Here is a 1,006-nt window from a genome sequence, read left to right as displayed (position 1 = left end):
CCCACTGCTTGTACGTAGACGGTTTCAGGTTCTATTTCACTCCCCTCACAGGGGTTCTTTTCGCCTTTCCCTCACGGTACTGGTTCACTATCGGTCAGTCAGGAGTATTTAGCCTTGGAGGATGGTCCCCCCATGTTCAGACAAGATATCACGTGTCCCGTCYTACTCGTTTTCACGYCTAAGGCGCCGTCGGTTACGGGGCTATCACCCTTTATTGCCAGGTTTTCCAACCTGTTCACCTAACGCCTAAGCCGCTTAAGGGCTRMTCCGGGKTCGCTCGCCGCTACTGCCGGAATCTCAATTGATTTCTTTTCCTTCGGGTACTTAGATGTTTCAGTTCCCCGAGTTCGCCTCTTAGCGCTATGTATTCACGCTAAGATACCTGCTTATGCAGGTGGGTTTCCCCATTCGGACATCGATGGCTCAAATGCTTCTTACCAGCTCACCATCGCTTTTCGCAGGTTAGTACGTCCTTCATCGCCTCTGACTGCCAAGGCATCCACCGTCTACGCTTAGTCACTTAACCATACAACCCCAAAAGGTCTTGCATGTAAAACAACTAAGGTTTTGTTTTTGCCGGACTCAAAATAGAGACTTTGCTTATCACTAAGACAAAGCCCAAGCACACTTGATTGTGTGAGTGACATTACATGTCACTGATTGAGAACTTTACTGTCATTCTTAAAGAATGACTTGTCAGCTTTCCAGATTGTTAAAGAGCATCTCTTTTCAGAGTAACGCCTAAAAGCGTTAACCACTGGCTTACCATTAGTTAGCGCTTTTCAATATGACCGTGCAATCTGTGTGAACACTCGCAACAATAGCGTCAGTAAGGAGGTGATCCAGCCCCAGGTTCCCCTAGGGCTACCTTGTTACGACTTCACCCCAGTCATGAACCACACCGTGGTAAACGCCCTCCCGAAGGTTAAGCTATCTACTTCTGGTGCAGCCCACTCCCATGGTGTGACGGGCGGTGTGTACAAGGCCCGGGAACAGGCCCGGGAAC

The 1,006-nt window shown here is 49.3% G+C and carries 2 rRNA genes; both read right to left on the bottom strand.

The window, feature by feature from the left end:
* Positions 1-526 (bottom strand): 23S ribosomal RNA (locus tag BZG13_RS15075); the annotation flags it as partial.
* Between the two features lie 304 nt (positions 527-830).
* Positions 831-1,006, bottom strand: a 16S ribosomal RNA gene (locus tag BZG13_RS15410); the annotation flags it as partial.

This window comes from Salinivibrio sp. ML323 (assembly GCF_001995745.1).
Lineage (GTDB): Bacteria > Pseudomonadota > Gammaproteobacteria > Enterobacterales > Vibrionaceae > Salinivibrio > Salinivibrio kushneri.
The sequence above is the reverse complement of the archived record's forward strand: the minus strand, read 5'-3'. Positions and strand labels throughout refer to the sequence as shown.